Genomic DNA, 26,551 nt, shown 5'->3' on the forward strand with positions numbered 1-26,551 from the left:
GCCGCCTTGGCGGCCGCATCGGCGGCGGCCTGGGCTGCTGCGGCGGCGGCCGCAGCCGCAGCGGCCGCCGGGCTTTGATTAATCACCGGTACCGTGCCCCCGCCGAACGTACCGCCTTGCGTATTCACCGTACCGTTCGGCGCCGACAGCGACACCGGCGACCCGGCGCTGTTGATCACCGTGCCGTTGCTGGTGGAAATATTGCCGCTGGTGGCCACGGCGCTGATGCTGCCGCCCGACGGCACCGTCAACAGCCCGCCCAGCACAATATTGCTGCCGGCGGTCAAGCCGATCGAGTGGCCGGAAAGCAGCTGCGAGCTGCCGTTCAGCGTGATGTCCGTGCTGGCGGCCAGCTGGATATCGACGCCGCTGATCGTATCGTTGATGGTCACAGGACTGTGCGCGGTGATCGACACCAGCCCGCCGCTCGCAATCGTGCCGGCGGTATGGATGCCGCCGTGATTGTCGATGATGATATTGCCCGACGCAGTCAATGCCCCCAGTTCCAGCTCGCCGCTGAGGACCGTGTTGGTCAGCGCGATATTGCCCGAGTCGGAAGCACCGGCGGAAAACGCGCCAACCTGGTTGCTGTTGGTGAGCGTGATGTCGCCGTGGGCGTTCGCATTCACCGTATCGGCCACCAGCTGGGTGCCGCTGTTCTGCGTGATGGAACCGGTCAGCCCCGTGTTCAGCAACAGGCTGTGCGCATGGATATTGCCGAGCGTGATATTGCCGCTGCTGCCGATACTGACCGCACCGGCGCTGTCGATCACGCCGCCGGTCTGGGTCAGGTTGTTGGTTTCCAGCTGGCTGTAGCTGCCGATGCCTTTCAACACGCCGCTGGTCAATACCAGCGTCTCGGCGCGCAAGTGGCCCACCACATCCAGGCCGCCGCCGTTTTGCGTCAGCGTGCCGGCAAAGCTGGAGAGCGCGTCGCCGCTGCCGGTCAGCGTCAGCTTGCCGCCGGTCAGCGTCAAGGGCGCGCCCGTCGAGGTCAACGTCATCAGCGTGGTGTTGCCGGCCGTGCCATCATAGGTGATCAGGCCGGCGCTGCTGCCCAGCGCGGCCGCCAGCACATTGGCGCCCTCGGGGACGATGCCATTCAGCCAGTTGCTGCTCGCACTCCACAGGCCGGGACCGGTGCCGGTCCAGGTGGCCAGCGGCGCCGCCGTGATGGTGCCGCTGCCCGTGACGCCGCTCAACACGTAATTGCCGTAGTCGTTGTTGGTCAGGACCGCGTCGGTGACCGTGAGCGTTTTGTTGCTGCCGACGTTCTTGTTATCGAATTGGACCTGTCCATGCGCACCCAGCGTGTCCGTACCGACCAGGCCGCTGAAGGTGTAGCTGGCCTGCCCTTCCAGGAAGGTATTGCCGTCGTAGACCTTGCTGGCGCTGACGGTGGCCGTCACCGGGCGTGGATTGATGATCAGCTGCGCCGAGGTCGCGCCGGTGTAGCTGATATCGTAAACCGTGGACCACAGGCCGCCCACGCCATAGGTGCCGACGTTGACGGCGCCATCGAAGCCCACGCTGCCGTTGATGCCGGCCGGCAGCGTGCCGGCCGTGCCACCGAACGCGGCGGATAGACCGTCATAGGTTTTGTTGACGCTGTCGCCGCCGGTCACGGTCACCTGGTACGGCGTCAGGAAATGCTTCAGCAACGGCGTGGTGTGGCCATCGTAAATGCGCCAGGTCGATTCCATGTCGAAGCCGGCATAGCTGCTGCCGAGCTTCATCTGGTCCGAGGTGAGGCCAACGGCGCCGGCCGAGTCGCTGCTGGTGCTGGCCGTGTCGAGGTTGAAGTAGCCATGGGTCAGCGAGCCGCCTTCCTGCGAACCCACCGCGCCATACACGCCGCTGTAGAAGCCGGAGCGGTTGACCACGCCGGTGCTGTAGACATTGCTGACGCTGCCACCAAACAGATCGCCGATCAGGCCACCTATATTCTGATGGTTGACGCTGTAGTCGTTGAAATTGCCGCTGACGTCGCCGGTCGCATAGGCATTGCTGATGGAGGCGGAGTCCGTATTCCGTCCCGCCAGTCCGCCGACATTGCGGCCGCCGACGACGCTGCCGGTGGCATACGACAGGCTGACGCTGGCGTAGTTGTTGTTGTCGCCCACCAGGCCGCCAATGATTTCGCCGGAGCTGTTGACCGAGCCGCTGGCGAACGAGCGCAACACCTGGCCGCTGCCGGTATTGCTGCCCACCAGTCCGCCGGTATAGCCCTGGCCAAGGCTGACGACATCGGCGCTCGACCACGAGTCGGCCACCTGGTTGGTATTGCGGCCCACCAGCCCGCCAATATTGGACGCGCCGTTGGCACTGCTCAGTCCGTTCACGCTGCCGCTGCTGCTGGAACCGGTAATCAGGCCGCCATTGTTGCCGATCAAGCCGCCGGTGTTGCCGATGCCCTTGACCAGGCCGCTGACATTGACGTTGCTGATGGAGCCCACGCCTTGCGACACGTAGCCGGCCAGCGCGCCGACATTGCTGGCGCCGGTAACGTTGACGCCGCTAAGCGTCAGATCGCGGATGGTGCCGGTATCCACTTGCGAGAACAGGCCGACGTTGTTGTCGCCGGAACGGCTGATCTTCAACCCGGAGATGGCATTTCCGGCACCGTCGAACACGCCGGTGTAGCCGCCGGACGTGGCGATCGGCCTGAAGCCCGCGCCGCCGTTCCAGCCGTTGGTGCCGCTGGCGTCGATATCGCCGTTCAGCAGGTAGGACTTGGATGTCAGCAGCGTCGCCGCGCCTTGCAGGCCGTAGATATCGGCCAGCTGGTATGGCAGCGACAGGCTGCCGTCGCCGCCCTGCACGCGCAGGAAGCTGCCGCCGGTCAGGCGGAAATCGGTGGCGCTGAACGCCGGCAGCGTGCCGCTGTTCTGGCTCCAGCTGCCGTTCGCCAGTTCAAACACGCCGCTCACCGCGACGTCGCCGGTGGCGCTGATGCTGCCGGGCGTGCTCAGGCGCAGGCCACCGCTGTTCAGCGACGATTGCAGCGCGATATTGCGTTGCGCCGTCAGGTTGAGATTGGGCGCTACCGAAATCGGCGCGCTGACGACGATGTCGCCCGTCGGGTTGCCGCTGTTGACCGACACGTACAGATTGGATGCGCTGCCGGCGCTGGCCAGGTCGGCGTTGGTCAAGGCCAGCGTATTGGCCGGATTGCCGGTCGCGCCGAGGTTGATCTGGTTGACGCTTTCCAGGCTGACCGAAGGCGCGCTCAGCGCACCGCCGGCCAGCGTCATCGTGCCTGCGAAGATATTGATGCCAGAGTTAGAACTGACCGTACCGGCATTGGTCACGCGATGATCGCCGCTGGTCAGCGTCTGCAAGCTGATGACGCCCGGCACGGTCAGCGCCGCACCGCTATTGATGTTGAGCGCGCCGGACTGGGTTTGCAGCAGCAGCCCGCCGCCGGACAGCGAACTATGCAGATCGAGGCTGCCGTCCACGGTCAGCGTGCCGGTGGCGGCGCTGTTATTGAACGAGGTGCCGATGGACAGCAAGGCGTTCGGCGCCAGGCTGATGTGCTGCAATTCCGTTTCACTCAAGCCCAGCACGCCGCTGCCGTCGGCCGCGCTGCTGCCGATGACGATGTTGACGGAGTCCTGGTTCGGCTGCATTTGTACCGAATGCTGGGTGCTGGCGCTGATGGCGCCGTTCAGCGTCATCTTGTCCGCCACCACCGAGATATTCCCGCCGGACGAACTTACCGCCTGGTTGATGGTCACCGCGCCGCCCGCCTTGTTGGACGACAGCACCACACCGCCGGCGCCGCTGATATTGCCGTTGACGACCAGATCGCCGTTATACGCGTTGGCGGTCAGCGTGCCGGCCGCCGAGCTGGCGCCGAGGTTGACGTTGACCGCCGTCAGGCTGGCGTTGCCGCCATTGCTGACCAGCGTGGCCACGCCGCCGATGGTGTTGCTGTTATTGTTCAGCGTAATATTGCCGGCCGCGATGGCGCTGACGCTGCTGACCGTCAGCGCGTCGATCGGACTGGTGGTTTGCGCGATGGCGCCGCCAGCCGTCATGTTCAGCGCGCCATTCAGACCGGAGATCGCGGACTTGAGCTGGATGTTGCCGTCTGCTTGCAAGTTCAGGTTGCGGTTGGTGACCCACAGCAGCGGGCTGAGTACATTGATGGCGCCGCTACCGGTGCCGCTGGCGTTGGCGGTGCTGACGGTGACATCGGTGGTCAGCAGCGCCGTTTGCAGCACGCTGGTCAGCAGCAGCGAATCCTTGACCGCGCCGGTGTCCAGGAACAGGTTGCCGTTCAGCGACAGGCTGCCGCTGTTCAGCATGCCGTTACTTGTTGCGGTGGAGAGGTCGAGCGCGATATAGACATCGCTCGGGTCCAGCAACAGCGAACCGCTGGCGCCCTTCGGCGCGCGCGTGTCGACCGTACCCTGCATGTTCAGATAATGGCCGGAGGTTTCGACCTGTCCGCCATTGCCGCCGCTGGCGCCGCCGCGCGCGGAGATCGCGCCGAACATCTGGGTAGCCTGGTCGCTCCACACCACCACCTTGCCGCCGTTGCCGCTGTCCGTGGCGTCGGCGCGCAGCACCGCATCCTTGCCCACGTAGGCCTGCTGGGCGTTCATCACCGCCGCGTTCCTGCCCTGGTAGTCGCCGCCGACCAGCACCGTGCCGCCGCCGGCCGCGCCGCTGGCGTCCACCACCGCGTTGCCGGTCACGCCCACCTGCTGGCCGAGCAGCAGGATGTCGCCGCCCGTATTCAGATTGCTGCCGCTGGCGCTGGTCACGCTGCCCGCCTCCACCAGCGTGGTGCCGCTCGACTTCAGCACGATCTTGCCGTTCTCGCCGCGCACCGCGCTGTTGGCATTGATGACGCCACGCTGATTGACCAGCGCGCCATACACGCCCACGCGTCCGCCGGCAGCGACAATGCTGCCCAGGTTCAGCGCCTGATCCGCCGGCGACGACACCACCACCTGCACGTTCGGATCCTTCGAGTCGAACAGCTGCACGCTGTGGCCGGCCGCCAGCACCACGTCGCCGTTCGGCGACGAGATGATGCCGCTGTTTTCCACCGCCGGCGCGATCAGGAAAATCTGCCCGCCGGACGGCGTCGTGATCGTGCCCTGGTTGCTGACCTTGCCCGCGCTGGCGGCGCCATCGAAGTTGTTTTTGCCGGCCAGGAAGTCGGCATTGGAAATATTCAGGCTGGACGCCACCAGGCCGTTGACGTCCACGCGCGCACCGGCGCCGAACACGATGCCGTTCGGATTAATCAGGAACACCTTGCCGTTCGATTGCAGCGAGCCGAGGATCTGCGTCGGGTCCTGTCCGGTGATGCGGTTCAGCACCCTGCTGTCGCTGCTCTGCTGCACGAAGCGCGTGATCTCGTCCGCGCCGATCGAAAAGCCCTGCCAGTTGATGATGGCGTTGGGCGTATTGGTGATCGTGTAGGTCTTGCCCTGCTGATTGAAGGTGGCCTGTCCCGCCACCACCACAGGGTTCACCGGCGCCGCGAAGGCGCTGCCATAACAGGCCGCCACCAGTACGGCGAGGGCTTTACGACGCAAATTGTGAGGGCGATTGGCTTTCATAACAACATCCTCTGGCTGAGACGGATTCTATTGACCGCCGGCGCCTGCGAGACGTCACGGACGGCGAACACTACGTTTTTTATGTGTAAGAAGCACAGGGCCTGGGTGCGGGGAGGCTGAAGTATAGCCGTCAGGAAACTAATGAATGAAGTTTAATCCGTGTTTGTTCAGTTCGCCACGAAAATCCGCTGCTTGTTATTTTTTTAGAATTATTTTGTCTCAAAGGTGGTAACACCGTCCCAGTTTTCGCCCGGCGGATGGGCGCGGTAATAGGCGATGCGTTCGACGTACAGCGTGTACAGGCCGCGCTGCGGCGACAAGGTTTGCAGTTCGGCCAGCAGGCTTTCCGCCTCGTCCCAGCGCTGGGCGCGGACGGCGGCCAGCGCCGCATGCCAGCGCTCCAGTTCGTGCAGCGTGGCGGCGTCGACATCCTGCACCAGCGCCACCGGCTCGAAGATGGCCACCGGCTCGTTCTTGCCCTTGACGCGCACCAGGTCCAGCTCGCGGTAAGCAAATTCCGGCGCCGCCGCACGCGTCACCTCGCCCACCGCGATGCCGACGCCGTAGACCTTGGTGATGCCCTCCAGCCGCGAACCAAGGTTGACGGCGTCGCCCATCACCGTATAGGCGCGGCGGATGTTGGAACCCATGTCGCCCACGTGCATCAGGCCGGAGTTGAGGCCGATGCCGATCTTCAGTTCCGGCCAGCCGCGCGCGATGAAGTCCTCGTTGAGGCGGCGCGCGCTGGCCTGCATCAGCAGCGAGGTGGCGACGCCACGGCGGGCGTGGTCGCTGAAGTGCACCGGCGCGCCCCAGAACGCCATCACGGCGTCGCCGATGTATTTGTCCAGCGTGCCCTGATGCGCGCTGCGGATGTCTTCCGACATGGCGGTCAGGTACAGGTTGATGTATTCGCGCAGCTGCTTCGGCGTCAGCCCTTCCGAGATGGTGGTGAAGCCGCGCACGTCGACGAACATCACGGTCAGTTCGCGGCTCTCGCCGTCCATGTTGTACTGCTCCGGATTCTCGGCCATCTGCGCCACCAGTTCCGGCGCCACATACTCGCCGAAGCGCGACACCAGCCCGCGGTTGCGGCGCACTTCGAAGAAGTAGCCCCAGGCCACGTTCAGCACGAACACGGCGGCGATCAGCACCAGCGTCATCGCCATCTTCAGCACCCAGTCCATCTCGGTATAGGTCCAGTAGTTGAAGCCGAACACGGCGCCCGCCATCGCCGCCGCCAGCAGGATCGACGGCAGCGGCGCCATCACGCCCAGCGCCAGCGCCAGCACCACGCCGACCACGCCGACCTGCAGCACCTCGACGCCGTCGGCATAATCCGGCCGCACCTTGAAGCGGCCGTCGAGGATGGACTTGATCATGTTGGCGTGCACTTCCACACCGGGATAGGCGCTGTTGACCGGCGTGGCGCGCAAGTCCAGCAGGCCCGGCGCAGTGGTGCCGATCAGCACGATGCGGTCGGCCAGCACCTCTTTCCTGACGCGGCCGGCCAGCACGTCGGCCGCCGACACATACGGGAAGGCGCCGCCTTTCGGCCCGCCGACGCCACGGAATTCGATCAGGTTGGACAGGTTTTCGCCGACCGGTATGCGCATCGGCGCTTTCTTCTGGCCGACGAACATCAGCAGCGTATCCAGGCCGCCGTTGGCGCGCTGGCGCGCCGACAGCTCGGCCACATTGGTTTCCCACAGCGGCGTGATGGCGCGCGCCTGCAAGGCCACCGCCGCCGTCGCCAGCGACAGCGTCGGATAGAAGCCGTCGCCGATCCGCATCAGCAGCGCCGTGTGGCGCAGGATGCCGTCCGGATCGGGCAAGGCGGTGAAGATGCCGCCGGTGGCCGCCGCCTCCTGCAGGCGGTCGAGGTTGGCCAGGTAGCCGTTGTAGGTAATGGCCGGCAGCTCGCGGCCGTTCAGCGTGTCGGTATTGAAAAAGGGATCGGGCAGCTTGCCCTTGCGCTGGTCCTCGGCCACGTTATAGCCCAGCACCACCGGCTGGTCTTCCAGCGCCTTGACCAGCAGGCCGTCGTAGTCGAGCGCTTCCTTCATGCCGGCGACGCGGGCGCCGAAGCCGCCGACGTCCTTCATCTCGCGCTGCGCCAGCTGTTCCAGCACGTCGTAACCCGAGGTGTTGTCGGCTTCGGCAAACACCACGTCGAAGCCGGCCGAGGCCACGCCGTAATGCTCGGTCAGCTGCGTGACCAGTTGGGCGACGATCTTGCGGTTCCAGGGAAAGTGACCGACTTCGGCAATGCTTTTTTCATCGATGTCGACCACCACGATGCGCGGGTCCAGCTCCGGCTTGACCAGGCGCATGCGCAGGTCGGCAAAGAAGGTGTCCATGCGCTCGATGGCGTCGATACGCAGCGCGCCCGACACCTGCAACACGGCGACGGCGGTCAGCAGCAAGCCGAGCGCCCAGCGCAGGCCGTACTTTTTAAGTGTTTTGATCCGCACGATAGCCCGGAATCTGGGATTCGTCGATGGCGTCGATCTGTTTTTCGTCCATGTTCTTGTGGGCGAATTCCAGATAGATCTTGTTGCGGATGAAGATGTCGAACAGGTCCGGGTCGATGTGGCCGTTGAGCGAGAAATGGCCGAGGATGCGCAGCGACTCGGACAGCATCTTGCCCTTCTTGTACGGGCGGTCCTTGGCGGTCAGCGCCTCGAAGATGTCGGCGATCGCCATCACCCGCGCCTGCACCGACATCTGGTCCTTGGTCAGGCCGCGCGGATAGCCCTTGCCGTCCATGCGCTCGTGGTGGCCGCCGGCGTATTCCGGCACGTTCTTCAGGTGCTTCGGCCACGGTAGCGCTTCCAGCATCTTGATGGTCATCGAGATGTGGTTGTTGATCTCCTTGCGCTCCGGCTCGGTCAGGGTGCCGAACTTGATGGTCAGGTTGGTCAGCTCGTCGTTGTCGAGGAAGGCTTGTTCGGCGCCGTCCGGGCCGGTCCAGCGATATTGGGCGATCTGGCGCACGCGCTCCTGGTCTTCCGGCTTCATGCCCTCGCCGCCGACGTTGGCATAGCGGATGAAGTCGCGCTCGTCGCGCAGCGCGGCCTGCTGCTGCGCCAGCTCGGCATCAATCGCAGCGATGGCAGAGTGGTCGGCGCCGGCTTCCAGCTTGCGCTTGAGGGCGGCGATTTCGGCGTCGCGCAGCAGCACTTCGAAACGCGTGTCCACCAGCGCGATGCGGTCGAAAATGGTTTCCAGCTTGGTGGCCTTGTCCACCACGTGCACCGGCGTGGTGATCTTGCCGCAGTCGTGCAGCAGGCCGGCCAGCCACAGTTCCTTGCGGTCGGCGTCGGTCATCTGGAAATCGGCCAGCGGGCCGGTGTCCGTGTTGTGCACCGCCTCGGCCAGCATCATGGTCAGCTCGGGCACGAACTGGCAATGGCGGCCGGTGTACGGCGACTTTTCATCGATGCCGATGTTGATCAGGTTGACCAGCGATTCCAGCAGCTCTTCCAACTGGGCGATCAGGCGCTGGTGGGTCAGCGCCACCGCCGCCTGCGCCGCCAGGGCTTCGATGAAGCGCTGGTCGGTCTGGGTGAACGCGCGGATCTGGCCGGTTTCGGTGTCCTTGGAGTTGATCAGCTGCAGCACGCCCACCAGTTCGCCTTCGTGGTCGCTCATCGGCACCGTCAGGAAGGACTGCGAGTGGTAGTTGCGCATCTGGTCGAACTTGACCATGCCGGAGAAGTTGAACACGTCGGCCTTGTACACATCCTCGATGTTGACCGACAGGCCGAAGTGCGCGGCATAGGCCGCCACCGCCGACAGGTTTTTCTCGCCGTTGTCGTTGAACAGCGGCACGCTGCCGGCCGTCACCGGCTGGCCGCTGGAGCCGCCCTGGTGGGTGTTGAGCGTGTCGTTGATGAGGATGTGGAAATTCAGCTGCCGCTTGTCTTCACTCGGGCGGTACAGCGTGCCGCCGTCGGCATTGGTCATGCTCTTGGCGACAATGAGTATGCGCTCCAGCAACGAGTCGGTATCGTGACTGCTGCCCAGCTGGACGCTCAGCTCGGTCAGCTGGTCCAGTCGCTCGGCGATTTGCGTTTGATTCAACTCTTGCATGGTTGTTTTTTCGATACCTGTAGGGACGGAACGCAGCCTTGCACAATTGACAGGCGCAGTGTGGGAGTGTAGCTGTAGTGCAAGCTGTTGTACATCGAGAAATGATGAATGAGACAAAATTGCAGCGGCTTTTTCCCTGTGCCGTGAAAAAAAAGCTATCATCGGCCGTAGGCAATGCGGCAACACACATAGCAATAAAAAGAGCACACCAGGGATCGCGTATGAAATTCAAATTTTGGGGGGTCCGTGGATCCATCCCCTCGCCCGGGCCGCGCACTGCGCGCTACGGCGGCAACACCACCTGCATCGAAGTCCGTACCGACAACGACACCCTGATCATCATCGACGGCGGCACCGGCCTGTTCTCGCTGGCGCAGTCGCTGATCCAGCACAAAACCCGCCCTATCCACGCCAATATTTTCATCACCCACAGTCACTGGGACCATATCCACGGCCTGCCCTTCTTCACGCCGCTGTTCATCCGCGACAGCCGCGTGCGGCTGCACGGCGTGACCGATCCGGTGACCGGCAACGGCATCGAGCACGTGATGGGCGTGCAGCTGCAAAACAGCTACTTCCCGGTCAGCGAGACGCAGATGGACGCGACCATCGAATACCGTACCTTGGAAGTGGATGTGCCGATCGAGGTGGGCGACGCCACCGTCAGCAATGTGGTGATGAACCACCCGGTTACCGACCTCGGCTACCGCGTCGAATGCAACGGCCGCTCGCTGTTCTTCACCGGCGACCATGAGCCGCACTACAACATCCATCCGGCGGATCATCCGGAACATGCGGCCTATGCGGCATGGATGGCCGAGCGCGACGCCGCCATCGACGCCACCGTGCGCGGCGTCGATGCGCTGATCGTCGATTGCTCCTACACGCGCGAGGAATACCCCGCCAAGCAGGGCTGGGGTCATGGCACTTTCGATTCCGCCTTCGCGCTGGCGCTGCGCACCGGCGCCAAGGCGCTGTACTGCACCCACCACGAGCCGACCCGCAGCGACGACGAGCTGGAAGCCGTGTTCGCCGAAGTCATGGCACGCCACGCGCCGCTGCTGGGCGGGCTGCAGGTGTTCCTGGCTTACGAGGGCATGGAGATCGAGTTAGCTTAAGCGCGGCGCCAGGAATGGCGCGGCGAAAGTCCGTTTCGGGATGACGGACGCCAGCAGGGTGCGGGCGGTTTGCATCAGCGTGCCGCGCGGCTTGCTGCGGCGGTCGGCCAGTGCGCGCAGACGCGCCAGGCCGGCCTTGACGTTGAACGAGCGGCCGGCCAGCATGGCGTTGACCAGCTGGGTCGCCATGGCCAGCGTCGGCGCGGCGGCGCTTTGCGCGTTATACGGCAGCACCATGCGATAGCGTCCCGGCATGCCCGGCACCACGCCGACAAAGCCCAGCGTCACTTCATTCAGCGCCAGGCGGCGCAATTCCAGCGCGGTCTGCTGCACCAGTTCCACCACGGCCGGGATTTGGTCGGCTCGCTTGCCGACCAGGCCGTGCAGGCGGCGCAGGCCCGGCAGAGCGGCGTACAGGCGTTGTTGCAATTGTTCAGTTGCCGCTTCGGTCACCGGTTCGAGTTCCAGGATGCCGAGCAGGCATGGTTGGGTGGAGTAGCGGTTGCCGCTGTCCAGATAGCGTTGATCGATGATTTTCATAGGCAGTATTGTGACGCCTGCCGGCCGCGTCCGGAACCAGCGCCGGGCGCGGCTCCTTGTAAGACGATACTTACATGAGTTTCGCCGCGAACACAGCGTCCAGGCTGGCAAGGAAAGTTTCCACAGCACTAGTGTAAGTCCCGGCCTGCCCCAGCGTCGCATTGATTTCACGGTGGCTGAGGTTTTGCGGCAGCACCTGCACCCGCATGCCCAGCGCGTTGGCGCGCGCCGCATAGCCTTCGGCCTGCGAACAGGAATCCTGGCGGCGCGACGAGCACACGGCCAGCAGCGGCATGCCGCCCGCTGTCAGCTGCGCCAGCGGCGACACCGTGCGCCAGTAGGCCGCGTCGCCGCCGAAAACGGCGTCGTAAAACGGAAAATGCCGCTGCGCCATCAGCGCCGGCACATCCATCGCCGCGCTGTCCAGCGCCACCGTGCCCAGCCAGGGCGTGACGCCGGCCGGCACCGGCGCCGACGCCAGCAAGGCCACCAGGTGCGCGCCGGCCGAGTGTCCCATCAGCACGAACTTGCCGCGATCGCCGCCCCAGCCGGCGGCCTTGCCCTGCACCGCCGCCAGCGCGCCGGCAACATCGGCCGCCTGCGCCGCCACGCTGGCGCCGGGCAGCAAGCGGTAATTGACCGACACCACGATGATGCCGCGCGCGGTCCAGCGCCGCACCTTGTTCTGCACCACCGCCGCGCTGGCCTTGTCGCCCGTGCGCCAGGCGCCGCCGTGCACCATGAAGATCACCGGCGCCCGCTCGGCGTTGGCCGGCAGGTAGACGTCATAGCGCTGCTGGCGATGCGCGCCGTAGGGCTGGTCGGCCAGCAGCCTGACGCCGTCCGGCAGCGCGAACGGCGCGGCGCCCTCCTCCTCCATCTCGCTGCGCATGGCGGCGAGGCGGTCGCGCAGCGGACCGGCCGCCGGCAGATTCGACGTCAGCATCAATGCCAAGGTCAGGGCGATATAGCGCTTCATGACAGCTGCTTTTCAAAACAGACGGCCAGCGGGTTGCCGATGTACTTGCCGTAGTTGGCGATCCGCGCGTAGCCGCGCGCCTCGTAAAAGGCCACCGCGCGGCGGTTGACCAGCCGCGTCTCCAGCCAGATGGCCTGGTAGCCCAGCGCCTGCGCCTCGTCCTCCAGGTAGCGCAGCACGGCGCTGCCGACACCCTGGGTGCCGTGGCGCGCATACATGCGCTTGATTTCCGCCACGCCCGGCTCCAGCGGCCGGAACGCGCCGCAGCCAAGCGCCGCGCCGTCGCCGCCGCGCGCCACGACAAAGCAGGCCAGCGGGCCGCGCACGTCATCGACGTCGAACGAGGCCCGGCCGCTGTCGCCGGTGATCGCTTCGAGCGCGGTCGACAGCTCCGCCATCAGCAGGGCCGACTCGGGCGCAGCAGGATCTTCTTCAATCAAATGGATGGGATGCATGGTGCAGATTATTGCACAGTGCAGATGACCAGCTCCGGATCGGCGTTGATGCGTACCGGAATGCCGCCGCAACCGTCGCCACGGCTGACCACCAGATCGCCATTGTCGCTTACCGGGAAGCGGCCGTAGTAGAACGGCCGCGACAGCGGGCCCTGCGGCATCACCAGCGGCGTGCCGTTCGGCAAGGCGATCTGGCCGCCGTGGGTGTGGCCGGCAAAGCCGATGTCGTAGCGCTGGCCATCTAGCATCAGCAGGCCGTCCGGCGCGTGCATCAGCAGCACGCGGGTGGCGGCGGCGCCGGCGAAGGTGGACTTGGCGTCGGGCGCGCCGGTCCACGGATCGTCCATGCCGCAGATGGAAACGCTGTCGAACGGCGCCGGCAGCGTCACGGCGCGGTTGATCAGCGTGCGCACGCCGGCCGAGGCGAACATGCGGATCAGCAGCCCATCGTCGGTGGACAGGTCGTGGTTGCCGAGCACCGCGAACTTGCCCAGCGGCGGCCGGCAGGCCGCCAGACCGGGACACAGCACCGCCGCGTTGCGCGCGTGGCCGGTGACGTAGTCGCCGCCCAGCAGCAGCACGTCCGGCTGCTCTTCCTTGATGCGGGCGAACAGGTCGTCGAAGATGGCCGGATGGGTGGGTCGGCCGGCGTGGAAATCGGAAGCAAAAGCGATCTTCAGCGGCTGCGGCAGGCGCTGCTCGTCAGGCAGCGTCAGCGCGTAGCGCGTCACGCCCATGCGGCCGTGCAACCCGCAGTGGTAGCTCAAGGCGCTCACCAGCCCGCCCAGCATGGCCCAGTCCAGCAGGACCTCCATACCGTGTTGGATTCGGGAGTAACGCTTGTTGCGGGGAGGATTCATGGGACTCGGGAACGACTGAAGAGCCGCGATGATAGCCTATCCCGGCGGCAGCCGGTGAATCCCCGTGCTTCAGAAGACCATGAAGCGGCCGCCCGGCGCCATGCCGGCCGCCAGCAGCGACGCGGCGCCGCGCACGGTGACGCCATCGGCCAGGTCGCCTTCCGTCATGTCGTGCGCCGCCAGCGCCTGCGGACAGGCAAACCACGCCACGCCCAGTTCCAGCGACTGCGCCAGCGCGGCATGCCAGGTGGAATTATCGGCTTCGGCGCCGCGCCGCAGCAGCGCCACCGCGGCGCCGACCGCATGCACTTCCACCGCCATGTCCATGGCGGCGGTCGTGCTGGCGTAGCGCAGCGCCGACAGCACCTCCTGCGCCGTCGCCGCGCGTTCCAGTACCACCACCAGCTTGCCCGCGATGTCAGACGCCATGGCGTTCCCGCAGGATGCGCGCGGCCTGCGCCAGCACCGCCAGCTTGGCTTCCGCCGTGGCGCTGGAATTGAGCGGATTGTCGGCGAAGGTGGCAAAGCCGCAATCCGGCGTCAGCAGCACGCGCTGCGCGCCGAACAGCTGGATCGCGTGTTCGGCGTGCGCCACCACGTGGTCCACGGTTTCCACGTGCGCGTGCTTCTGGTTGCAGGCGCCGACGCCAATGCGGATGTCGTCCGGCAGCGAGCGCAGAATTTCCATCTCGCCGGCGCGCGGCGTGGCCAGTTCCAGGAACAGCGTGCCGACCCGCATCTGGCCCAGCGTGTCGACCAGCGGCTGGTAGTTGCCCGACAGCGCCTTGCTTTCATCGGCGGTCCAGTTGCCGCGGCACATATGCAGGGCAATGCGCTCGCGCGGGAAGCCCTGCGTGACGGCGTTGACCAGGTCGCGCGCGAACGCCAGTTCGGTCGGCGTGTCGCCCTTGGCGCCCAGCGCGCCGCACATGAAGCTGCGCTGGTTGGCCGGACCGCTGAACACCACTTCCGACAGCACCGGCTCGTCCAGCTGCACCAGCGCCGCGCCGGACGCCAGCAGGCAGGCGATTTCCTCGCGCAGTACGCGCACGATGTCGCGCGCCAGGTCTTCGCGGTTCTCGTAGGCGCGGTCGGAGATGCACTCCATCCACATGGTGCGCGTCAGCAGGTAAGGCCCCGGCAGCGCCACCTTGACCGGCGCCGTGGTCAGCGCCCGCGCGTAGTCGACTTCATGCACGGCGATGCCCCGGCTGCGGCCCAGCGGACCGAATACGGCGGGATGGCGCACGTCGCCGGCCGGCACGTCCAGCGCGCGCAGCTCGCGTTCGAATTCCTCGGGATCGTCCACCAGCGGCAGCAGGTCGGTCAGCGGAATCAGCTGGCAATTGTCCAGGCGCGAGGCGACGAAGCTGGAATAGCTGTCACGCCGCTGTTCGCCATCGCTGACCACATCGGCGCCGGCGCGCAGCTGGGCGTTGATGGCCAGGCTGACGGCATCGTCGGCGGTGGCGTGGAAGGCGGCGTCATCGAGCCGGCCCTCCATGTGCTCGTGCACCGCCTGCAGCATCCAGCGCGGACGCGGCCAGCTGCCGATGCCCATCACCGACAGGGGCCGGATCGACGGCGCGGTGGCCGGCGCCGGATACACCGTCAGCGGCTTGACCGCCACCAGCTCGATGCCGCCGCGCTGCTGCGGCGGCTGGGCCGGCGCGGCGCGGCGTTCGGCCAGTTGGCCCTTGCAGACCAGGAAGCTGCGCTGCCTGCCCTCCTTGATGAAGGACACCAGCTCGTTGCCGGTCATCCGGCACCAGGCCGGCAGGTCTTCGTCGACCGAGATTTCGGTGGAGCGGATTTCCAGCAGACCGCCCCGGTCGAGCGGATCGATGTGGCGGCGGATCAGCAGCAACAGGCCGTTGCCGCAGTCGAGATCGCCACCGTCGAAGCTGACGTCGGGCTGCTGCGGGTGGTTGAAGGATGCGGTCATGGTGTTTCTCCGGTGATTCACGCGGCGGGCGCCAGCGGCGCCGCGCCGTACAGTTGCTCCAGCGCGGCGTCGGCGCAGTCGGCGGCCGCCACGTCCAGCACGATGCGGCCCTGGCGCAGACCGACCACGCGGTCGGCGTAGCGGCGCGCCAGTTCCGGCTGGTGCAGGCTGCAGATGACGGCGATGCCGCCCTCGCCTTCGTGGCAGATCGACGACAGCAAGGCCATCACGCCGGCTCCGGTGTGCGGATCGAGGCTGGCCACCGGTTCGTCGGCGATGATCAGGTCAGGCTGCTGCGCCAGCGCGCGGGCGATCGCCACGCGCTGCTGCTGGCCGCCGGACAGCTCATCGGCGCGCTGGTCGGCATGCTCCAGCAGCCCGACCCGTTCCAGGCATTCCAGCGCCAGGCGGATGTCGTCCGGCCCGAAACGGCGCAGCCAGCCGCGCCAGGCCGGCACATGGCCGAGCCGTCCGGCCAGCACGTTGTCCAGCGCGCTCAGGCGGTTGACCAAGTTGAACTGCTGGAACACCACGGCGATCTTGCGGCGCTGGCGGCCGCGCAACTGGGCGACGTCGCCGCCATGCAGCAGCGCGGCGCCGCCGTCGAGCGGCGCCAGGCCGGCCAGGCAGCGGAACAGCGTGCTCTTGCCGGCGCCGCTGGGGCCCAGCACTGCCAGCATCTGGCCGCGCGCGATCTGGAAGCTGGCGTCGTCCAGCGCCACCAGCGCGCCATAGGTCTTGCGCGCGGCGCGCACTGCGAACAGCGGCGCGCTCATACCAGGCGCTTCCGCAGCCAGCCGCTCAGTTGGTCGAGCAGCGTCACCACCACCAGGATCAGCGCGATGATGGTGAACAGACGCGAGAAGTCCAGCAGGTCCATGCTGTTCTTCAGCTCCAGGCCGATGCCCCCGGCGCCGACCACGCCCAGCACGGTGGAGGCGCGCACGTTGAACTCCCACCAGAACAAGGTGGTCGACAGCAGCACCGGCAGCAGGTCCGGCAGCAAGGCGTAGACGATGGCCGTGCCGCGCCCGGCGCCGGTGGTGCGCACCGCTTCCAGCGGGCCGATGCCGGCGTTCTCGATATGGTCGGCAAACAGCTTGGCGGCGCTGCCCCAGGTGTGCAGCGCGATGCCCAGCACGCCGGCGAACGGCCCCAGGCCCACCGCCGCCACGAACAGCAGCGCGAAGACAAAGGAATCGATGCCGCGCAAGGCGTTCAGCAGCCAGCGCGCAGGATAGTAGAGTTTGGGGAACGGCGTGATGTTGCGGCTGGCCAGCACCGCCATCGGCAGCGCCAGCAGCGCGGCGGCCGTGGTGCCCAGCGCCGCCATCGCCATGGTCTCGCCCATGCGCTGCGCGAACAGCGGCAGCTCGGCCAGGTCGGGCGGCCAGGCCTGCGCCAGCCAGTGGCCCAGCTTGGGCAGGCCGTCGGCCAGTTTGACCAGGTCGACCTGCGCCAGTTGCCAGCACAGGCCGTACAACACGATCAGCACCACCACCAGCGCTGCCCGCCGCAGCCGGCGGGCCGGACTGGCGCGGCTGGCCAGCTGGCGCGCCAGCGCGGCCTGCACCGCTGTCACGCTGACACGCGCGCTTGGTGGCGTGCTCACACTTATGCCTTCTTGAGTTTGCCCAGCGTCAGCCCGGCTTTTTCAATCGACGCGTAGTCGGCATGGGTGGCGGCGACGAAACCGGTGTAATGGTTCGGCAGCAGCGTCTTGGCCTGTTCGACCGTGATCGAGGTCAGGATCTTCTGGATCTGCGCCACCAGCGCCGGCGAGGCGCCTTTCGGCACGGCGATGGCGTCGTTCGGCAGCGGCGCCGAGGTCCACAGGATCTTGTTGCTGTCCGGCTTGACCTTGCCCGATTCGATCATGGCGTTGCGGTTGCGGTCGAAGTCGGTGGCCATGTCGGCCTGGCCCGCCTGCACCGCCATTTCATTGGCGGCGTGGGTCGCGCCTTCGCTGTATTTCCAGTAGCTCTTCGGATCGATCTTCCACACTTCCTTGGCGTACCAGCTGGGAATCAGCCAGCCCGAGGTGGAGCCGACGTCGGCGAACGAGATGGTCAGGCCCTTGGTGTCTTCAGGGAACTTGTTGACCTTCAGGTCCGGCTTGCCGATGATGATGGCGTGGTACACCGGCTTCTCGTCGTACTTGACAGTGGCCAGCGCAGTGCAGCCGGTGCTGTTGTTGGCGATGATGTAGCCCCACGGGCCCATCCACGCCAGGTCGAGCTGGCCCGACCCCATGGCGACGGCCATGCCGGCCCAGTCGGTGGTGGCGTGCAATTCGAAATCGGCGTTCAGTTCCTTGGCCAGGTGGGCGAAGAAGGCGTTGTAGGCTTTCTTGGTGTCCTCGGCGGTCGGCAGCAGCGGGCCGACGCCGAAGCGCAGCTTGCGCTTGGTCTGCGCCAGCACCGGGGCGGCGGCGCCCAGCGCCACGGCGCCGGCAGCGAGCGCGCCGGCCTGGATGAGTTGACGGCGTTTAGATGCGGTCATGGGTATCCTTGTTGGTTAGTAGCTGACGCTAGGGCATTCGCTGGTGGTCATGAACTCGACCAGCTTGGCGCCGCCAACCACGGCCGCGCCGGGCACCAGGGCGTTCTCGTCCAGCGCGCGCTTCTTGAAGCACGGCGAGCAGACGAACATGCGGCCGCCGGCGGCGGCGAAGTTGTCCATCAGTTCCTTCAGCGGCGCGAAGCCTTCTTCATGGACCGAGTCGGCCACGCCTTGTTGCGACAGGCGCACGGCTTCGGTGGACAGGAACACGATCACTTCCTTGTCGGAGGCGACGGCGGCGTTGGCGACCACGAACGCGACGGTGGCCTTGTCGGTGTTATCGAGGCCGCTGGTGAGGTTGACGAGGAATTTTCCGGACATGATGGCTCCTTGGTTGAGTACAGCGGTGGTGGATCAGGACTTGGCGCGTATCCAGTAGGTCTGGGCGGCGCTGTCCTGGGCGATAAGTTGGTGGCCGGTCATGCCGCACCAGGCCGGCAGGTCGGCCGGCGCGCCGGGATCGCGGGCGATCAGCTTGAAGACCTTGCCCGGTTCGGCACGCACGCGGCGGCGCAGTTCGAGCACCAGGTCGCCGCAGGCAAGATCGCCGGCGTCCCATTCGAGGTCGTGGGCGGGAGGAGTGTCGGCCATTTATTAGCTGCCAATATTGATAATTGGTTAGTCTAAGGTCGGGACGACAATCACGCAATAGCCGGCGGCCGGCCCCAAGCTTTTGAGGGAGCGCGTTACAGCGCGGCGTCCACCAGCAGCTGCGGCTGCAGGGCGCGGATGCGCACCTCGGTGAAGTAGCCGCCGCCCTCGGTGTAGCGCAGGTAGAGGCGACTGCATTTCACGCAGCGCAGAACCTGGCTCAGATTGGCAGGATAGTAACGCGGCGCGATGGGGGCGTCGTCGCTTTGCAGCCGGGTGCCGGCGGGATGGTATTCCTCGAACGTCGGTTCGTCATACGGATTTTCCACCAGCGTGCCGGTTTCTTCGAACTGATCCAGTTCCAGCGTCAGCGGCATCTGCTGCCAGGACCATGCCTGCGCGTCGTTGCAGCTGCAGGATTGCGTCACAGCGGCGGACTGCTCCGCCATCTGCTTCAGGGTTGCGAAATCGATAGCCATTCTCTCGTTCATCCAAACACGACAAACAGGCACTATACCTAAAGTTTCTTTTCTTCGTGGGCGAGGAGGCTGATCGTTCAATTTGCGCAAGATCAGAAGGAAGAAAAAAGGGAGCCGCAGCTCCCTTGGTGTTACATGATGTGGTGACCGACCCACCAGGCCAGCGCGGCCACGAAGGCCGAGGCGGGGATGGTGAACACCCAGGCCCAGACGATGTTGCCGGCCACGCCCCAGCGCACCGCCGACATCTTCTGCGCCGAACCGACGCCGACGATCGCGCCGGTGATGGTGTGCGTGGTCGAGACCGGTACACCGAAGTGCGAGGCGATCAGCAGGGTGATGGCGCCGCCACTCTCGGCGCAGAAACCGCCCACCGGCTTCAGCTTGGTGATCTTCTGGCCCATGGTCTTGACAATGCGCCAGCCGCCGAACAGCGTGCCGAACGAGATCGCGCCATAGCAGCAGACGATCACCCACAGCGGCGGCGCTTCGCCGCCGGCCGGCACCTGGCCGACCGCGATCAGCAGCATCCAGATGATGCCGATGGTCTTCTGCGCATCATTGCCGCCGTGGCCCAGGCTGTACGACGCGGCAGACACCAGCTGCAGGCGGCGGAACCACTTGTCGACCCGGCGCGGCGTCGAGCGCACGAAGATCCACGACACGATCAGCATGATGATGGAGCCGAACACAAAGCCCATCAGCGGCGAGATGACGATCCACTTGACGGTGCTCCACAGGCCGTCGCCGACCAGCGCGCTGGTGCCGGACTTGGCCACCGCGGCGCCGACCAGGCCGCCGATCAGCGCGTGCGAGGACGACGACGGAATGCCGTAGTACCAGGTAAACAGGTTCCACACGATGGCGCCCACCAGCGCGCCGAAGATGACGTACTGGTCGACGATGCCGGGATCGATGGTGCCCTTGCCCACCGTGCCGGCCACGTGCAGGCCCACCACGAAGATCGCCACGAAGTTGAACAGCGCGGCCATGGCCACCGCCGTCTGCGGCTTCAGCACGCCGGTCGAGACCACGGTCGCGATGGCGTTGGCGGCGTCATGGAAGCCGTTCATGAAGTCAAATATCAACGCCAGGGCGATCAGCAGGCCCAGCACGTAGATACTGATTTGGATGGTATGCATGTCTGGTCTTTGTCTTAAGCGTTTTCGACGATGATGCCTTCGATGATGTTGGCCACATCTTCGCAACGGTCGGTCACAGTTTCCAGGATTTCGTAGATGGCTTTCATCTTGATCAGGTTGCGCACGTCCGGTTCGTCGCGGAACAGCTTGGACATGGCGGCGCGCATCACGTGGTCGGCGTCCGACTCCAGGCGGTCGATCTCTTCGCAGATGGCGACGATCTGGCGCGAGTTGTCCATGTTATGCAGCAGCGCCACCGCTTCCTTGACTTTCTCGGCGCAGGCCAGCACCAGCTCGGCCAGGCGCTTGGCTTCCGGCGTCACCGAATGCAGGTCGTACAGCGACACGGTCTGGGCCGCGTCTTCCAGCAGGTCGAGGATGTCGTCCTGGCGGGTGATCAGCTTGTGGATGTCGTCGCGGTCGATCGGCGTGATGAAGGTCTTGTGCAGCAGGTCGACCGTGGCGTAGGTGATCTTGTCGGCCTGTTTTTCGATGCTCTCGATCGCGTGCACGCGGTTTTCCAGGTCGTCGAAATTGGACATCAGGCCCACCATCTCTTTTGCGCCCTTGACGCACAGCTCGGCGTGCTGGTTGAACAGGTCAAAGAATTTGCCCTCGGAGGGCATCAAACGTCCAAACATATTTTTCTCCGTTTTATTACTACTGCAGATCGCCGGCAGCGTATGCCGGCGCAAAGATTAGTCGCCCTGGTAAATACCCAAGCTACCAGAGTAATTGCCAAACTTGGTGTACTGGCCGATCCAGGTCAGGCGCACCGCGCCGATCGGGCCGTTACGCTGCTTACCGATAATGATTTCAGCGGTTCCCTTGTCGGGCGAGTCCGGATTGTAGACCTCGTCGCGATACAGGAAGATGATGACGTCCGCATCCTGCTCGATAGCGCCGGATTCGCGCAAGTCGGACATGACGGGACGCTTGTTGGGGCGCTGCTCCAGCGAGCGGTTCAGCTGCGACAGCGCGATCACCGGGCAGCCCAGCTCCTTGGCCAGGCCTTTCAGCGAACGCGAAATCTCCGAGATCTCGGAGGCGCGGTTGTCGCCCGGCTTGGAGCCCTGCATCAGCTGCAGGTAGTCGACGATGATCAGGCCGAGCTTGCCGCACTGGCGCGCCAGGCGGCGCGCGCGGGCGCGCATCTCGATCGGGTTCAGCGCCGGGGTTTCGTCGATGAACACCTGGGCGTCGTTCATCTTCTGGATGGCGTGCGTCAGGCGCGGCCAGTCCTCGTCGTTCAGGCGGCCGGTGCGCAGGCGGTGCTGGTCGAGCTGGCCGACCGAACCCAGCATACGCATCGCCAGCTGGGCGCCGCCCATCTCCATCGAGAAGATCGCCACCGGCAGGCCGGCTTCGATGGCGACGTTTTCACCGATATTGACCGAGAACGCGGTCTTGCCCATCGACGGGCGGCCGGCCACGATGACCAGGTCGCCGCCCTGCAGGCCCGAGGTCATGCGGTCGAGGTCGATGAAGCCGGTCGGGACGCCGGTAATTTCCGATTGGTTTTCGCGCGAGTACAGCTCGTCGATACGTTCGACCACCTGGGTCAGCAGCGGCTGCACCGCCAGCCAGCCGGCGGCGCCGCGGGCGCCCTGCTCGGCGATGGCGAAGATGCGCGACTCGGCCTCGTCGAGGATTTCCTTGGTTTCCTTGCCCTGCGGGCTGAACGCCTGACCGGAAATGTCGTCGGCCACCGTGATCAGCTGGCGCAGCACCGAGCGGTCGCGCACGATCTCGGCGTAGCGGCGGATGTTGGCGGCCGACGGCGTGTTCTGCGCCATCGCGTTCAGGTAGGTCAGGCCGCCGACGTCGTCGGCCTTGCCCAGCTGGGTCAGGTTCTCGAAGACGGTGATCACGTCGGCCGGCTTGGAGCCGTTGATCATCTTGACGATCTGCTCGAAGATGATGCGGTGATCGTAGCGGTAGAAGTCTTCCGGCTGCATCATGTCGGCAATACGGTCGAACGCCGCATTATCGCGCAGCAGGCCGCCGATGACGGACTGTTCTGCTTCGATGGAGTGCGGCGGGACGCGGAGCGAATCGACTTGCGGATCGGAGGGGGCGTTCATGGCGCGAATTATACCTGCTTGTGCCGTACTACAAAATTATGACGAGAAAAAAGCCGGGGCTCAGCCCGGCTTTTTTCAAGGGTGTTGCAAACCAGCGGGGCGTTGCCGCCCGACCAGTTCTTAGGCAGCTTCGCCCACAACAGCAACGGTCACTTCCGCCAGCACGTCGGTGTGCAGCGAAACGGTGACTGGGAACTCGCCCGTGGTCTTCAGCGGACCGGTCGGCAGGCGCACGGCAGCTTTTTCCACTGCGAAGCCAGCTTTGGTCAGCGCTTCAGCGATGTCGAAGTTGGTTACCGAGCCGAACAGACGGCCGTCAACGCCGGCTTTCTGCGATACGGTCACGGTCATGCCGTTCAGTTTTTCGCCTTGGGCTTGTGCAGCGGCCAGCTTGGCGGCAGCAGCTTTTTCCAGTTCAGCGCGCTTGGCTTCGAATTCCGCGATAGCCGACGTGGTAGCACGGCGGGCCATTTTTTGCGGGATCAGGAAGTTACGTGCGTAGCCGTCTTTAACTTTAACGACTTCACCCAGGTTGCCCAGATTGACAACTTTTTCCAACAGAATGATTTGCATAGTTCTTCTCCAGTTACTCTGCCGCGATTAAGCGTTGTGCAGATCGGTGTACGGCAGCAGGGCCAGATAGCGAGCGCGCTTGATTGCAGTGTCAACTTGACGCTGGTAGTGCGCTTTGGTGCCGGTCAGACGTGCTGGCATGATTTTGCCGTTTTCCTGGACGAAGTCTTTCAGGGTGTCTACGTCTTTGTAGTCTACTTGCTCAACGCCAGCGGCGGTGAAGCGGCAGAACTTCTTGCGCTTGAACAGTGGGTTTTGTTGCTTGCGCTTTTCTTTCAGCTTGAGCTTGTTTTTGTCGAACTTTTTACCGAATGCCATTTTAGGCTCCTGTATCTAAATTGAGCTGTCTGCGACAGCACTAAAATCAATGATGTGAAACACCAGGCTTTTGCTATTGCGGCTTTTCTTGTTGAGAAAACCGGTGAACTGGTACAGCCCTGCCAGCGGCGTCTGACTGAAGCGGCCTGAAATCTCGCCCGCGGCAATCGCGGAAATTTCAAACTCGCTCAATCGGGCGATGCCCGCCTCCATCTGCTGCGACCGGTGCTGGAGTACAGCATTCACGATCGGCATGCCGGCCGGGGTGTAACGCATGGCGTCCCGTTCGGCGATGAGGGCGATGAACTGGAGCTGGTTCAGCGCGGTTCCTTCTCAGAACAATTAAGCAGCGGCTGGAGCAGCGGCCGGGGCTTCAGTGCGATGCGATTTCGCTGCATCTTCGCGTTGTACCGACTTCATCATTGGCGAAGGAGCGGTTTCCGCTTTCTTCATCTTGACGGTCAGGTGACGCAGAACGGCATCATTGAATTTGAATGCGGTTTCCAGCTCGACCAGGGTCTCGTTGTCGCATTCGATGTTCAGGCAGATGTAGTGTGCTTTGGCCAGTTTCTGGATCGAGTAAGCCATTTGACGACGGCCCCAATCTTCAACACGGTGCACGGCGCCGCCGCGGGTCGTTACGGTGGTTTTGTAACGTTCGATCATCGCGGGCACTTGCTCGCTCTGGTCCGGGTGGACGATAAATACGATTTCGTAGTGACGCATGTATAACTCCCTTAAGGACTTTAAAAAATAGCCCACCCTGGCGTCAAGACAGGTGTGGGAAGAGGTAAGCCCGCGACTATATCAGCTTTTCAAGCGGAACGCCAGCGCGGCGTGGCCGGTGCTACAGTAGGGCTTGCTTGCTTTTACAACAGGATTGCCCATGAAGCCATACATTGCATTCAGCGTGGCGCTGGCCGCCGCCGGCCCCGCCCTCGCCCTCGCCACCGACTACCCCGCCATCCAGACCCGGGCCTACAGCACGCCGCAACTACTGTTCGCGCTGCGCACCGACACCCAGACGCTGGCGCGGCTGACGCCGGTGGCCGATCCCAGCTTCGACTTCACGCCCGGCCCGCGCGAGGCGGAACGGCAGTTCGACGGCTACCGCCACATCGGCGACCTGAGCCTCAAGCTGCGCCTGCCGGGCGGCGCCTGGCAACACTACGACAGCTACTCGGCGCGCCAGCCGGTGCGGGTGCTGCCGGCGGTGCGGGTGCTGGCCGCCGCCGACCTCGGCCCCACCATGGGCGCCGGCCTGCCGCTGACGGTGGAGCGCCGCTGGCTCAACGACAAGGGCACGCTGGTGCTGCGCTACACGCTGGTCAACCGCGGCAGCCAGGCGGTCGAGGTGGGCGAAGCGGCGATGCCGATGGTGTTCGACAACATGATCGCCGGCCGCGCGCCGGACGAGGCCCAGGCCAGCGCCAGCACGGTCAAGCCGCACGTCGGCGACAAGGGCCTGGTCGAGGTGACGCGCCTGAACGGCCAGCCGCCAGCGCTGCGCGTGCTGCCCGACGGCCGCACGCCGCTGAGCAGCTGGCAGCCGCCGGCCGAGCAGCGCGCCGCCAACGAGGACTACGCCAGCTGGGTCACCGCCGGCTTCACGCTCAAGCCGGGCGCCCGGCGCGACATTGGTTTGCGCTTTGTGATCCGCCCGCAGGGGGCGACGCGCTAAAAAAGGGCAACTTTTTTCACATTATTTCGTTCAAAGCAATAAATTCCCTTGCATTACGGCGCGCACTGTACAAAAATACAGACTGTCTATATACACAGCCCAACGTACCCATGCTCAAGCTCACCGCACGCCAGGAACAAATCCTGAATCTGATCAAGGACGCCATCGAAAACACCGGCTTCCCGCCGACGCGCGCCGAGATCGCCAACGAACTGGGCTTCAAGTCCGCCAACGCCGCCGAGGAGCATTTGCAGGCACTGGCGCGCAAGGGCGCGATTGAAATCGCCGCCGGCACCTCGCGCGGCATCCGCCTGCTGGGCGTGCACGCGGAACCGGCCGCGCCGAAGGTCCCGGCCGCGCTGATGATGTCGCTGCCGCTGATCGGCCGCGTGGCGGCCGGCTCGCCGATCCTGGCGCAGGAAAACCTGGAAGCCAGCTACAGCGTCGATCCGGCCATGTTTGCCTCCCGCCCCGACTACCTGCTGAAGGTGCGCGGCGAATCGATGCGCGACGCCGGCATCATGGACGGCGACCTGCTGGCGGTGAAGAAGGTCGACAGCGCCAAGAACGGCCAGATCGTGGTGGCCCGCATCGGCAGCGAGGTGACGGTCAAGCGCTACCGCAAGACCGGCTCGACCATCGAACTGCTGCCGGAGAATCCCGACTTCAAGATCATCAAGGTCGATCCGGAAGCGGACGAGTTTGCCCTGGAAGGCCTAGCCGTCGGCCTGATGCGGACCTGGCATTAACGCTTGATATTGTTCGGCGCGACATCGCGCACCGAGCCCGAAGCGGTCGCGAAGTCCAGCATTTCGCGGTCGCGCATTTCCTTGTGGCGGGCGGCCCGATCGTTTTCCGTGTTGACGTACTCGTTGGTGCCCGCTTGCCAGGCGGTGCGCGAGGCAACGATCTTGTCCGCCTGGCGGCGGGCATCCTGAATCACGGCGGTATAGGCGCGGTCCATCTGCGCTGACGCACGGCCGACTTCGGCGTCGGTCATCAGATTGGCCAGGTCGGCAGGAATCGCCTTCCCGGCCGGCAGCAAGTCCTGCAGCTTCTGCACGAAGCCGTTGTAACAGGCCATCCAGGCATCGATGCCATCGCCGACACCCTTGATTTCCTGCTTGTTGGTCGAGCGCGCCGGAATGTCCGGCGTGACGCATTTGGCATTGGACAGGGCCACATCGGCGCCGTCATAGCCCTGCACGTAATAGTCGATGTCTTTTTGACGCGCCTGGCGTTGCGCGCTCAGCGTCAGTGCGGCTTTCGCCTCGGCGTAACCGGCGGCGTCCGCCTTGCGGAACCACTCGTCGCCCTTGGCGGTGTCGGCAGGCACGCCTTCGCCATACCAATAGATTTCCCCCAGACGGAACTGCGCGGCGGCGTTGCCGGACGATGCCAGCTTCACATACAGCGGCATCGCGCCGGTGTAATTCTTGGCTTCCATCAGCTTGTTCGCATCGGCCAGCTCGTCAGCCTGCGCCAGATTGCCCACGGCCAGTGCGGCCATCAGTACCAAAGCTGCTTTCATGATTACCTCGACTTGG

The 26,551-nt window shown here is 65.0% G+C and carries 26 protein-coding genes; 3 read left to right on the forward strand and 23 right to left on the reverse strand.

Going from position 1 to position 26,551, the window contains the following annotated elements; all coding sequences use genetic code 11:
* The 3 genes from GJ698_RS27095 to GJ698_RS27105 form a co-directional block, all read right to left on the reverse strand.
* Positions 1 to 5,582, reverse strand: a 5,582-nt coding sequence (locus GJ698_RS27095) for a two-partner secretion domain-containing protein (protein WP_154360982.1), incomplete at its 3' end; no start/stop codon positions are given.
* Positions 5,583 to 5,791: 209 nt separating this feature from the next.
* Complete coding sequence (locus tag GJ698_RS27100; RefSeq protein WP_371865451.1) at positions 5,792 to 8,056, reverse strand: CHASE2 domain-containing protein; 2,265 nt, start codon at positions 8,054 to 8,056, stop codon at positions 5,792 to 5,794.
* On the reverse strand, positions 8,037 to 9,677 hold the full coding sequence (locus tag GJ698_RS27105; protein WP_154360983.1) for an HD family phosphohydrolase: 1,641 nt from the start codon (positions 9,675 to 9,677) through the stop codon (positions 8,037 to 8,039). The genes GJ698_RS27100 and GJ698_RS27105 overlap by 20 nt, the downstream gene beginning before the upstream one ends.
* Before the next feature lie 221 nt (positions 9,678 to 9,898).
* Here GJ698_RS27105 and GJ698_RS27110 point away from each other — a divergent pair, with 221 nt between their 5' ends.
* Positions 9,899 to 10,795 carry an MBL fold metallo-hydrolase gene (locus tag GJ698_RS27110; RefSeq protein WP_154360984.1) on the forward strand — a complete coding sequence of 299 codons (897 nt, stop codon included), beginning with the start codon at positions 9,899 to 9,901 and terminating at the stop codon, positions 10,793 to 10,795.
* On the opposite strand, the gene GJ698_RS27115 is transcribed toward GJ698_RS27110, so the two are convergent.
* The 19 genes from GJ698_RS27115 to rpsF form a co-directional block, all read right to left on the reverse strand.
* Positions 10,787 to 11,335: a hypothetical protein gene (locus GJ698_RS27115; protein ID WP_154360985.1), complete on the reverse strand. Its 549-nt coding sequence runs from the start codon at positions 11,333 to 11,335 to the stop codon at positions 10,787 to 10,789. The genes GJ698_RS27110 and GJ698_RS27115 overlap by 9 nt on opposite strands.
* Before the next feature lie 70 nt (positions 11,336 to 11,405).
* Positions 11,406 to 12,314 carry an alpha/beta hydrolase gene (locus GJ698_RS27120; protein WP_154360986.1) on the reverse strand — a complete coding sequence of 303 codons (909 nt, stop codon included), beginning with the start codon at positions 12,312 to 12,314 and terminating at the stop codon, positions 11,406 to 11,408.
* Positions 12,311 to 12,769 carry a GNAT family N-acetyltransferase gene (locus tag GJ698_RS27125; protein WP_154360987.1) on the reverse strand — a complete coding sequence of 153 codons (459 nt, stop codon included), beginning with the start codon at positions 12,767 to 12,769 and terminating at the stop codon, positions 12,311 to 12,313. Before GJ698_RS27125 ends, GJ698_RS27120 begins: the two co-directional genes overlap by 4 nt.
* 8 nt (positions 12,770 to 12,777) lie before the next feature.
* Positions 12,778 to 13,584 (reverse strand): metallophosphoesterase, encoded by an 807-nt coding sequence (locus GJ698_RS27130; RefSeq protein ID WP_229260193.1) that lies wholly within the window; start codon positions 13,582 to 13,584, stop codon positions 12,778 to 12,780.
* A gap of 114 nt (positions 13,585 to 13,698) precedes the next feature.
* A complete protein-coding gene (locus GJ698_RS27135; protein ID WP_154360989.1) occupies positions 13,699 to 14,058 on the reverse strand; it encodes a DsrE family protein in 360 nt (119 codons plus the stop codon).
* Positions 14,048 to 15,574: a 5-methyltetrahydropteroyltriglutamate--homocysteine methyltransferase gene (locus GJ698_RS27140; RefSeq protein ID WP_154360990.1), complete on the reverse strand. Its 1,527-nt coding sequence runs from the start codon at positions 15,572 to 15,574 to the stop codon at positions 14,048 to 14,050. The genes GJ698_RS27135 and GJ698_RS27140 overlap by 11 nt, the downstream gene beginning before the upstream one ends.
* A 17-nt stretch (positions 15,575 to 15,591) precedes the next feature.
* Positions 15,592 to 16,350 (reverse strand): phosphonate ABC transporter ATP-binding protein, encoded by a 759-nt coding sequence (gene phnC / locus GJ698_RS27145; protein ID WP_154360991.1) that lies wholly within the window; start codon positions 16,348 to 16,350, stop codon positions 15,592 to 15,594.
* The gene (phnE, locus tag GJ698_RS27150) at positions 16,347 to 17,186 is read right to left on the reverse strand and encodes a phosphonate ABC transporter, permease protein PhnE (protein ID WP_371865452.1); all 840 of its coding nucleotides are present in this window, start codon (positions 17,184 to 17,186) and stop codon (positions 16,347 to 16,349) included. Before phnE ends, phnC begins: the two co-directional genes overlap by 4 nt.
* 2 nt (positions 17,187 to 17,188) lie before the next feature.
* Positions 17,189 to 18,076 carry a phosphate/phosphite/phosphonate ABC transporter substrate-binding protein gene (locus tag GJ698_RS27155; RefSeq protein ID WP_154360992.1) on the reverse strand — a complete coding sequence of 296 codons (888 nt, stop codon included), beginning with the start codon at positions 18,074 to 18,076 and terminating at the stop codon, positions 17,189 to 17,191.
* A gap of 15 nt (positions 18,077 to 18,091) precedes the next feature.
* Complete coding sequence (locus tag GJ698_RS27160; protein ID WP_154360993.1) at positions 18,092 to 18,457, reverse strand: DsrE family protein; 366 nt, start codon at positions 18,455 to 18,457, stop codon at positions 18,092 to 18,094.
* A gap of 33 nt (positions 18,458 to 18,490) precedes the next feature.
* Positions 18,491 to 18,727, reverse strand: a complete 237-nt coding sequence (locus GJ698_RS27165) for a sulfurtransferase TusA family protein (protein ID WP_154360994.1) — start codon at positions 18,725 to 18,727, stop codon at positions 18,491 to 18,493.
* Positions 18,728 to 18,822: 95 nt separating this feature from the next.
* Entirely contained in the window at positions 18,823 to 19,206 is a 384-nt protein-coding gene (locus GJ698_RS27170) for a hypothetical protein (protein WP_229260194.1), read from the reverse strand.
* Positions 19,207 to 19,337: 131 nt separating this feature from the next.
* On the reverse strand, positions 19,338 to 20,348 hold the full coding sequence (locus GJ698_RS27175; protein WP_154360996.1) for an inorganic phosphate transporter: 1,011 nt from the start codon (positions 20,346 to 20,348) through the stop codon (positions 19,338 to 19,340).
* 14 nt (positions 20,349 to 20,362) lie between these two features.
* Positions 20,363 to 20,989 carry a DUF47 domain-containing protein gene (locus GJ698_RS27180; protein WP_154360997.1) on the reverse strand — a complete coding sequence of 209 codons (627 nt, stop codon included), beginning with the start codon at positions 20,987 to 20,989 and terminating at the stop codon, positions 20,363 to 20,365.
* Positions 20,990 to 21,046: 57 nt separating this feature from the next.
* A complete protein-coding gene (locus GJ698_RS27185) occupies positions 21,047 to 22,432 on the reverse strand; it encodes a replicative DNA helicase (RefSeq protein ID WP_154360998.1) in 1,386 nt (461 codons plus the stop codon).
* Positions 22,433 to 22,552: 120 nt separating this feature from the next.
* Positions 22,553 to 23,005, reverse strand: coding sequence for a 50S ribosomal protein L9 (gene rplI / locus GJ698_RS27190; protein ID WP_154360999.1), 453 nt, complete (start codon positions 23,003 to 23,005; stop codon positions 22,553 to 22,555).
* 27 nt (positions 23,006 to 23,032) lie between these two features.
* A complete protein-coding gene (gene rpsR / locus GJ698_RS27195; RefSeq protein WP_090176193.1) occupies positions 23,033 to 23,323 on the reverse strand; it encodes a 30S ribosomal protein S18 in 291 nt (96 codons plus the stop codon).
* Positions 23,324 to 23,338: 15 nt separating this feature from the next.
* Complete coding sequence (gene priB / locus GJ698_RS27200; RefSeq protein ID WP_154361000.1) at positions 23,339 to 23,644, reverse strand: primosomal replication protein N; 306 nt, start codon at positions 23,642 to 23,644, stop codon at positions 23,339 to 23,341.
* Positions 23,645 to 23,665: 21 nt separating this feature from the next.
* Positions 23,666 to 24,049, reverse strand: coding sequence for a 30S ribosomal protein S6 (rpsF, locus tag GJ698_RS27205; RefSeq protein ID WP_154361001.1), 384 nt, complete (start codon positions 24,047 to 24,049; stop codon positions 23,666 to 23,668).
* Positions 24,050 to 24,209: 160 nt separating this feature from the next.
* Between rpsF and GJ698_RS27210 the strand changes: the two genes are divergently transcribed.
* Both GJ698_RS27210 and lexA read left to right on the forward strand, forming a co-directional pair.
* Positions 24,210 to 25,004, forward strand: coding sequence for a DUF5695 domain-containing protein (locus tag GJ698_RS27210; RefSeq protein ID WP_154361002.1), 795 nt, complete (start codon positions 24,210 to 24,212; stop codon positions 25,002 to 25,004).
* Between the two features lie 110 nt (positions 25,005 to 25,114).
* Positions 25,115 to 25,753: a transcriptional repressor LexA gene (gene lexA / locus GJ698_RS27215; protein WP_154361003.1), complete on the forward strand. Its 639-nt coding sequence runs from the start codon at positions 25,115 to 25,117 to the stop codon at positions 25,751 to 25,753.
* Here the strand turns inward: lexA and GJ698_RS27220 are convergent.
* Entirely contained in the window at positions 25,750 to 26,535 is a 786-nt protein-coding gene (locus tag GJ698_RS27220; protein WP_154361004.1) for an SEL1-like repeat protein, read from the reverse strand. The genes lexA and GJ698_RS27220 overlap by 4 nt on opposite strands.
* Positions 26,536 to 26,551 lie beyond the last annotated feature (16 nt).

The sequence above is a fragment of the Duganella aquatilis genome (assembly GCF_009674565.1).
Taxonomy (GTDB): Bacteria; Pseudomonadota; Gammaproteobacteria; order Burkholderiales; family Burkholderiaceae_D; genus Rugamonas; species Rugamonas aquatilis.

Bases quoted from the DNA above. Each gene is read 5' to 3' on its own strand.
- GJ698_RS27105 (WP_154360983.1), bottom strand. From the start codon at position 9,677: ATGCAAGAGTTGAATCAAACGCAAATCGCCGAGCGACTGGACCAGCTG.
- GJ698_RS27110 (WP_154360984.1), top strand. From the start codon at position 9,899: ATGAAATTCAAATTTTGGGGGGTCCGTGGATCCATCCCCTCGCCCGGG.
- GJ698_RS27115 (WP_154360985.1), bottom strand. From the start codon at position 11,335: ATGAAAATCATCGATCAACGCTATCTGGACAGCGGCAACCGCTACTCC.
- GJ698_RS27120 (WP_154360986.1), bottom strand. From the start codon at position 12,314: ATGAAGCGCTATATCGCCCTGACCTTGGCATTGATGCTGACGTCGAAT.
- GJ698_RS27125 (WP_154360987.1), bottom strand. From the start codon at position 12,769: ATGCATCCCATCCATTTGATTGAAGAAGATCCTGCTGCGCCCGAGTCG.
- GJ698_RS27130 (WP_229260193.1), bottom strand. From the start codon at position 13,584: ATGGAGGTCCTGCTGGACTGGGCCATGCTGGGCGGGCTGGTGAGCGCC.
- GJ698_RS27135 (WP_154360989.1), bottom strand. From the start codon at position 14,058: ATGGCGTCTGACATCGCGGGCAAGCTGGTGGTGGTACTGGAACGCGCG.
- GJ698_RS27140 (WP_154360990.1), bottom strand. From the start codon at position 15,574: ATGACCGCATCCTTCAACCACCCGCAGCAGCCCGACGTCAGCTTCGAC.
- phnC (WP_154360991.1), bottom strand. From the start codon at position 16,350: ATGAGCGCGCCGCTGTTCGCAGTGCGCGCCGCGCGCAAGACCTATGGC.
- GJ698_RS27155 (WP_154360992.1), bottom strand. From the start codon at position 18,076: ATGACCGCATCTAAACGCCGTCAACTCATCCAGGCCGGCGCGCTCGCT.
- GJ698_RS27160 (WP_154360993.1), bottom strand. From the start codon at position 18,457: ATGTCCGGAAAATTCCTCGTCAACCTCACCAGCGGCCTCGATAACACC.
- GJ698_RS27165 (WP_154360994.1), bottom strand. From the start codon at position 18,727: ATGGCCGACACTCCTCCCGCCCACGACCTCGAATGGGACGCCGGCGAT.
- GJ698_RS27170 (WP_229260194.1), bottom strand. From the start codon at position 19,206: ATGGCTATCGATTTCGCAACCCTGAAGCAGATGGCGGAGCAGTCCGCC.
- GJ698_RS27175 (WP_154360996.1), bottom strand. From the start codon at position 20,348: ATGCATACCATCCAAATCAGTATCTACGTGCTGGGCCTGCTGATCGCC.
- GJ698_RS27180 (WP_154360997.1), bottom strand. From the start codon at position 20,989: ATGTTTGGACGTTTGATGCCCTCCGAGGGCAAATTCTTTGACCTGTTC.
- GJ698_RS27185 (WP_154360998.1), bottom strand. From the start codon at position 22,432: ATGAACGCCCCCTCCGATCCGCAAGTCGATTCGCTCCGCGTCCCGCCG.
- rplI (WP_154360999.1), bottom strand. From the start codon at position 23,005: ATGCAAATCATTCTGTTGGAAAAAGTTGTCAATCTGGGCAACCTGGGT.
- rpsR (WP_090176193.1), bottom strand. From the start codon at position 23,323: ATGGCATTCGGTAAAAAGTTCGACAAAAACAAGCTCAAGCTGAAAGAA.
- rpsF (WP_154361001.1), bottom strand. From the start codon at position 24,049: ATGCGTCACTACGAAATCGTATTTATCGTCCACCCGGACCAGAGCGAG.
- GJ698_RS27210 (WP_154361002.1), top strand. From the start codon at position 24,210: ATGAAGCCATACATTGCATTCAGCGTGGCGCTGGCCGCCGCCGGCCCC.
- lexA (WP_154361003.1), top strand. From the start codon at position 25,115: ATGCTCAAGCTCACCGCACGCCAGGAACAAATCCTGAATCTGATCAAG.
- GJ698_RS27220 (WP_154361004.1), bottom strand. From the start codon at position 26,535: ATGAAAGCAGCTTTGGTACTGATGGCCGCACTGGCCGTGGGCAATCTG.